A 7,271-nucleotide genomic window follows, 5' to 3' on the forward strand; every position below is an offset into this window, starting at 1 on the left:
AGTAACTCAAGCCTTTTCCGGTTTCTTTGTAGGCACTGCTCCATTCAGAGAGGAAATGATTGAAGACAAAACGAGCGCAACCTATTGTCTTAGCGATGAGCGATTCTTGGGTTTTATTTGGATAGATACGAAAGTTATACGCTTTATGCCTCAACCTTTTCACCTCCTAATTAGGAACGTATGTTCTTACTTTAGGATATCACGGAAGGGAGAATATTCAAAGGCATTCGCCTTACGGCAACGGCATTCATCTCCCCCTTACCACCGGTCTTCGACACGGCGCTTGAAGAGGGAGTCTTCTGTCGATGAATGATAAAAAACATCCAGGTCCATACCTCCCATAAACTTGCTAACAAAAAGAGGAGAGCATTTAGAAAGGCTCTCCTCTGCGTTTAATTATGAATATACTTTTCAAACACCTCTTTAAAATCCTTCTGTGTATTTTCGCGATGCTTTTGCTCATACCAGCTATAAGCAAAGTTAGCTGCCTGCTCGAATTCCTTTGAGATATCATTATCATGGAAGCGGTTATCTTTGATCAGCGAACTTGCTGTGCCAAGACTATCTCTGGCAAAATCCGAATATAGGCGATTTTCCTCCTGAATGTGGGAAATCGCTACCAGTGACTTATACAAATCAGCAATCGCTTCGCCCTCATCCTTAGCAATATCAATATTGAATACTTTATTTCCCATGGTGAATTTAATTTCTAAATCCAGATCAATTGTACCTGCTGTTTCGATCGAGGGGTTACTGATATGATGCTGATAATAATCATACCGGAAAATATTGCGTTTACTGCTGGACGCCTTTTCTCCATCCAAATGGATCAGCGCTCTGTTTGTAAAGCAATATTCGTCCGATTTTGATTTAATGAGGAAGAAGATTTTCTCCCCATCCTCTGTCAGTACAAAATCATCCGACTGTGTTTTATCAAAGTCTTCTTTTTTTATAATTTTACCAATATCACTTAATCCTAAAGCATCACTGGCTAGCTTCTTAAACAAAAGATTCTCCCCTTTCATTAATCAAAATTGAAACTTTTCATCTGAATTTATTTCGACAAAAAGGGCGACTATCCTTCCCTATCGAAAAGAATTATTACTTTTTTACAGTCAACGAATCCCCTGCCTATCTGAACCACTCAACTACTCCAATCATACTGAGTAAACCAAGAAGGAAAGAAAATGTCGCCAGTCGCTCATATCCATGGCCATGGCTTTCAGGAATAAGTTCTTTATAAACAATGAACAACATCGCTCCCGCCGCAAATGCCAGTCCATAAGGGACAAGAAATAGTGCGATATGGACTAAATACAGCCCTGCAAATCCGGCCAGACACTCCATAATCCCTGTGGCCATTGCAAACGTTATTGCTGTAAGTTTTGACACTCGTTGATTCACTAAAAATATGGCCACCAGAAACCCTTCCGGCGCATTTTGAAGAGCCATGGACAGTGCAACTACCAGACCAAGGTTTTCTATTTCACTGGCTAGACTCGCCCCAACGGATAACCCTTCCGGAATATTATGTAAGGTCATTGCTACAACCAACATCCAGGATTGAGAAGAAAGAATAATATCATTCCTCTCATGATCCACGTCTGTATGGGGAATAAAATATTCAAGCATATTTAATACAAGAGCTCCAGCGAGCACACCAAGCACAAGAATATATAAGTTCGTTAGTTTTAGTGAAGCAGGGATTAAACCATAGGTTGAGGCCGCCATCATCACCCCTGCCGTATAAGCTAATATAGCATCCATCCTTTTGTGGGAAATGCCGCGAATAAATAACACAGGAATAGCTCCCAGTCCCGTAACTAAAGCCGAACCAATCATTACCATAACATTTGAATCCATAGCCAGCCTCCTTGGCTTTAATGGAAGTGTGAGAATTTAATGTTCTTATTCACTATATGTACAGGCATAACCTGGTTATGCAGGAGAAGGGAGATGAACCAAAAAGAGAGATTCCCAACATCGCGGAATCTCTCTTTAAAACACGTATGATTTGTTCTTTTTCATAAAGCTCTGTTAAATTCTATTGTTGATTCTTCATAAGAGGCTTATTACACAATAGGGGCGTATAGTTGAAGACTCGATTTCGAGATATATTCGGTCCGTTACGAGATGAGGAGCGGGCTGGTGGGGAAATAACTCGCTTTCCTAGGCCCTACAAGACGTAGGGTCGATCGACGTTGCCACAGGACGTGGCGACCTTAGTCGATGCTCCTTTTACCATGAGCTTCCTCGCTCGTTCACTCCCTGCGGGATCTCATCTAGTCCCTTCTCCCATGGGAGTCTCGCCATTTCCCCACCATCCCAGCGACGGGAGATTAACGAACCCTTCCAAGAAAGTGAATGCTCTCCTTCTAAATAGGACCTAAATGCTTCTATGACAAGCTTTTCCACATCGTGCTAGCATGAAAATAAACGCTTTATCCTATGCTTTTTCCCCAAGCAAACGGTGTGTTAAGTGGTTTCGAGTTGCTGTTTAGGCTAGGTCCGCAGGGGGACGATGTAGACTCCTGTGGGATGGACATGATCGGTAAGATCCCGCAGGGCTGTTAAGCCCGAGGAAGCTTACCACATGCCCACGGAAAGCGAAATCGTCCCCCGCAGGAACTAATTCTCACAAAAGTCTCGAAACTGAGTCTTCCAGTATCGAGAGCTTAACCATAAAATTAACACGGAAGTTTAACAGAGCCTTTCATAAAAACAAATACTGACCCCATTATGCACACACCGTCAAATTAACGATGGCCCTTACTCTGCTTGTTACTTGTTAAATTCAATAACATTTCCGTCAGGATCACAAATATATACTTGATGCCATTCTGTTTTGTTATGAGGTTTATTTAACATCTCTACATCATAGGCTTCCATTCTATCAAGGAATGCCTCTATATCCCTTACCCTCACAGCAAAATGACCGTCTCTTGAGTCAATCTCTGTGGTTTCACGTAGAGTTTTACCCTCACTATGTACAATTAAATGAATCTGAGTTTCTCCCACCTGATACCAGGCGCCAGGAAAACCAAAGTCAGGACGTTTGCTGCTTTCTTCAAACCCCAACACTTCACCGTAAAAATACCTGGCTCGTTCAATATCTGTAACCAGCAGAGAAACGTGGTGAATACCTTTATACATACGAATTGTTCTCCTTTCCGTATACAATATGGAAATCTTAAAGAATGCTTTTCCTTCTTATTATAATACGCTATATTTAGAAAAAAGGAAAAAGGCCGCCTCCATGGCAGCCTTATTAAGTTAAATTAATCGTCATCCGACCTTTCTCTGCTTCAATAACTTCTCCAGTCTGGCCATCGATCTTATATGTTCACGAATTTGCTGCAAACCCTCTAAACCATCTTTGGCCTTCACTACTTTATACCCTTCGTACTCAAGCTCGAGCTCTAAGACTCTGGCAATTTTCTCTTCATCCTCTACAACTAATATGGAAGCTTCACTCATATCTATCACCCCTAATGGTTAGACATTATTACTATAGGATTGCACTTCTTCTAATATTATGTGAAAAGCCAAAATGGACTTGCAAGGAAGTTGTACACAGAATTCACTCGGATTATGGTGAAATTAATATTCCCCGGGAAATTAACTTAATATTTTCCCGAATCACTGAGAAAAATGCCTGTCCTGGATAAGTCATTTATTTAAACATAGAGAGATCTATCGATTCAGCCATTTTCTTATAGCCTAAATCGTTAGGGTGCAAATGGTCCCCAGAATCATATTTAGGAAGATAACGCTTAGGATGATCAGGATCCCGCATTGCTTTGTCAAAGTCAATCATACCATCAAACGCTCCACTGGTCCTGATCCACTCATTAACCGCCTGCCTGGTCTCTTCTCCTTCTTTCGTGTACATGCTTGAACCTTTAAAAGGAGTTAATGTACCGCCATAAATTTTAAGTCCTTCATCGTGAGACGCCTGGATAATTTCTTTTATCCGTTGGATTATTTCCTCCGCATCATATTCAGGATGATGCCTAATATCGTTTAGTCCCTGATGAAAAATTATTGATTTAACCGCTGTTTCGTTAAACACGTCGCGCTCTAACCTTGCTAACGCATTTTCTCCTCTTTCTACTCCGCTATTAATCAAATGATTACCCGAAACTCCGGCGTTTAATACGGACATTCTACTCCCTGACGTTTCCCGATTCATTCGATGCGCTAAATAGTCAGGCCAACGATGGTCAGCATTAACTGTCGAATAATTTCCATTTGCAATGGAACTGCCCATTACTACGATAGATCCTTTTACTGGAGGTTCTGCGATAACATCGACTCCGTCCAGCCAGAACCAGGCTTCTTCGTTTCTCTCAAGTGCGGCTGCACTAGAATCAGAAACGTGGTTGCCGGATTCTGAAATATACGTCTCCTGGATGGAGAGGGGGTGCCACGTAGCAGGTCCGGTAGGTTCTCGAATATAAATACTGACCGCTAATTCCTCCATGTGATTCACCTTCAGCGGAACAGGATCACTCACCATTTTTTCACCAGGAGGGATACTTATCTTTTTTTCCCCGCCAAATGTGACTTTCCGGTCTGTGCCAGGAATCGTTTCTGCTTCATTTTTGGAAGCAGCTACCCGGACCTCCTCAATGGTGATAGACGAAGACCCAAATTCATTCGACAACCGTATGCGCATCTTCTTCCCATCAATATGCGGCTGAATAATCGTTCGGATGGTTTGATTCTCAAATCCCTCTTGGGAAATCCCTTCTGTATAAGGAGCAATCATACTTGTACTCCAGGCCCCCACCCAGTCTCCCTGCTCACTTGAGAATATCCACCCTCTTGCTCCATAAATGCTGAGAATAATAATGATAATTATGAAAAAAACATAAACCCGAGGCCTCATATATACTCGCCCTTCTAGTTGCATTGATTTTTTCTTGACTTTATATTTTAACACTTACGCTCTTTAATCACACAAACCTGCAAAATTTTTTAACATGAGACTGAAAAGCTTTTATCTCAAGAGCCAATATTTGAAATAACGTATCGACCCTGAAACTAATAGCTGAATTATTTCCAACCTTTTGAATCTGAGTTACTTTCAGCTATACTGCAAAATAAAAACTTTATTCTTTCTCATAATATTATCCTTCAATCGTTAAGCACAAAAAAATCCTCCCCCTAATATGGAGAAGGACCTCTCTATTTATTTAATATTGTTTACGTTCCGCAAAACGTACGGTAAGGCCGGGAAGTTGGTTCTGGAGGTGACGTGTAGGATTCCTGTTCACAAGAATGTGCATAAGGGTTAGAAAGAACTCCAATCAACCGCTCCATCACGCTATAGTCCTCTTCTTTCACCGCTGCTTCAATCGCTTCTTCTACCCGGTGGTTCCGCGGAATGACCGCAGGGTTATTATTTTTCATCAACTGGTAAGATGTTTCTTTTGTCTCTTCCTGTCTGTCCAACCTTGCCAGCCATTGTTCCTGCCACTTTTTAAACTCAGGAGCTTCAAATAATGAGGTACCTTCCAATTTGTCTAATGTCAGCGCTCGGAACGTATTTGTGAAGTCTGCTTTATATTCCTTCATCATACGGAGCAAGTCTTCTGCTAGTTCTTTGTCTTCTGTTTCTTGATTAAAAATACCGAGCTTTTTTCTCATGCCTTCCAGCCAGTTGGCTTCGTGGAGACTGGTGAAATTTGAAAGTTCGCGTTCAGCTATTTTTATCGCTTCATCTTGATTCTCGTGGATCAAGGGGATCAGGGTTTCAGCAAATCGTACGAGATTCCAGCCCGCAATGTCCGGCTGGTTGCCATAAGCATACCGTCCTTGAATATCAATAGAACTGAATACGGTTGCGGGATCATAGGTATCCATAAAAGCGCAAGGCCCGTAATCAATGGTTTCTCCACTAATCGCCATATTGTCTGTGTTCATTACTCCATGAATAAAACCGATCAGCTGCCACTCAGCAATCAGCTTCGCCTGCCGCAGAATTACTTGCTGAAGCAGGGAAAGATAGCGATTTTCATCGCCTTCAATAGATGGAAAATGTCTATGCACTGTGTAATCAGCCAGAGTCCGGAGATCCTCTAAAGTCCCCCACCTTGCCGCAAATTGGAACGTTCCAACTCGCAGATGACTGCTGGCTACTCTAGTAAGGACAGCACCCGGCTGTTTGGTTTCTCGAATCACGGACTCACCCGTTGCAACGACCGCAAGACTGCGGTTCGTAGGAACACCAAGTCCATGCATAGCCTCACTTATTATATATTCGCGCAGCATTGGCCCAAGCGGTGCCCGTCCATCACCTCCGCGAGAATAAGGGGTGCGGCCTGAGCCTTTAAGTTGAATATCTGCCCGTTCTTCCTGAGGTGTAATCTGCTCACCTAGCAGTAAAGCCCTTCCGTCGCCCAGCATGGTGAAATGCCCGAACTGGTGACCCGCATAGGCCTGAGCTAAAGGAAAAGCACTATCGGGCACTATATTACCAGCTAGCACCTCTTTACCTTCCTCACTATGAAGCCACTCCGTGTTTAACCCCAGATAGTCAGCAAGTCTATCATTAGCAATTATTAAACGAGAGGCATGCGCAGGTTCCGGGTCAGAACTCTGAAAAAAAAGCTCTGGCAGTCGCGCATAGCTATGGTCGAAGTTCCATCCAGTTTCTACTTTTTCTTTTCGCTGTGTCATCAACGCATCTCCTTTTTTGATATACGTATTCATAAATATTTTATCACCATTCACATATCTGTACCTAAGCCTAACAATTCGTATCTATTTAATGTTTTCTTCTTCAAAATTATTATACCTGCTCGGCTGGCCGCTTTAATCCCCGAAACCTTATTTTAAATCATTAATATTTGGTTTGAACTACCCCCACTTACTCGCTGACGCTCCTTGAAGTTGGGGGATTCCTAAGAGCACGAACCTAACGGTTCGTTCAAATGATTAGGCTAGCCCCGTCGCACCGACGGTTGAAAGGAGTCGTTGAACTTCCTTTAGTATATTGAAACTCGCATTTAGATCGCGGTCGTGGCGCGAGCCGCAATTCGGGCAGTTCCACGTTCGAACAGCGAGATTCTTTACCTCACTGTTTTGGTATCCGCACTTGGAACACAGCTGTGAACTCGCAAAAACTTTAGATACGGGTACCAACTGCTTCCCGTACCACTTTGCTTTGTATTCGAGCATAGACGTGAACATCGACCAGCTCACATCACTAATCGATTTGGATAGTTTTCGGTTTTTGAGCATATTGGAAATTTGGAGATTTTCTA

8 protein-coding genes are annotated in these 7,271 nt (G+C 42.6%); all 8 read right to left on the bottom strand.

The genetic code is table 11. From position 1 onward, the window contains the following. The coding region (locus ACTWPM_RS20470) for a helix-turn-helix domain-containing protein (RefSeq protein WP_443134777.1) at positions 1 to 163 on the bottom strand (163 nt) is incomplete at its 3' end. Positions 164 to 392: 229 nt separating this feature from the next. After that, positions 393 to 1,007 carry a PH domain-containing protein gene (locus ACTWPM_RS20475; protein WP_443134811.1) on the bottom strand — a complete coding sequence of 205 codons (615 nt, stop codon included), beginning with the start codon at positions 1,005 to 1,007 and terminating at the stop codon, positions 393 to 395. A gap of 124 nt (positions 1,008 to 1,131) precedes the next feature. Continuing rightward, a complete protein-coding gene (locus ACTWPM_RS20480; protein WP_443134812.1) occupies positions 1,132 to 1,863 on the bottom strand; it encodes a ZIP family metal transporter in 732 nt (243 codons plus the stop codon). Between the two features lie 918 nt (positions 1,864 to 2,781). Next, a complete protein-coding gene (locus tag ACTWPM_RS20485) occupies positions 2,782 to 3,153 on the bottom strand; it encodes a VOC family protein (protein ID WP_443134813.1) in 372 nt (123 codons plus the stop codon). 132 nt (positions 3,154 to 3,285) lie between these two features. Further along, positions 3,286 to 3,477, bottom strand: coding sequence for a hypothetical protein (locus tag ACTWPM_RS20490; protein WP_443134814.1), 192 nt, complete (start codon positions 3,475 to 3,477; stop codon positions 3,286 to 3,288). A gap of 196 nt (positions 3,478 to 3,673) precedes the next feature. After that, the gene (locus ACTWPM_RS20495; RefSeq protein ID WP_443134815.1) at positions 3,674 to 4,891 is read right to left on the bottom strand and encodes an SGNH/GDSL hydrolase family protein; all 1,218 of its coding nucleotides are present in this window, start codon (positions 4,889 to 4,891) and stop codon (positions 3,674 to 3,676) included. Between the two features lie 317 nt (positions 4,892 to 5,208). Then, positions 5,209 to 6,684 (bottom strand): protein adenylyltransferase SelO, encoded by a 1,476-nt coding sequence (locus tag ACTWPM_RS20500; protein WP_443134816.1) that lies wholly within the window; start codon positions 6,682 to 6,684, stop codon positions 5,209 to 5,211. 258 nt (positions 6,685 to 6,942) lie between these two features. Next, positions 6,943 to 7,271 (bottom strand): RNA-guided endonuclease TnpB family protein (locus ACTWPM_RS20505; RefSeq protein WP_443134817.1); only part of this gene is annotated, 329 nt, incomplete at its 5' end.

Source organism: Halobacillus sp. K22 (genome assembly GCF_052246795.1).
Taxonomy (GTDB): domain Bacteria; phylum Bacillota; class Bacilli; order Bacillales; family Halobacillaceae; genus Halobacillus.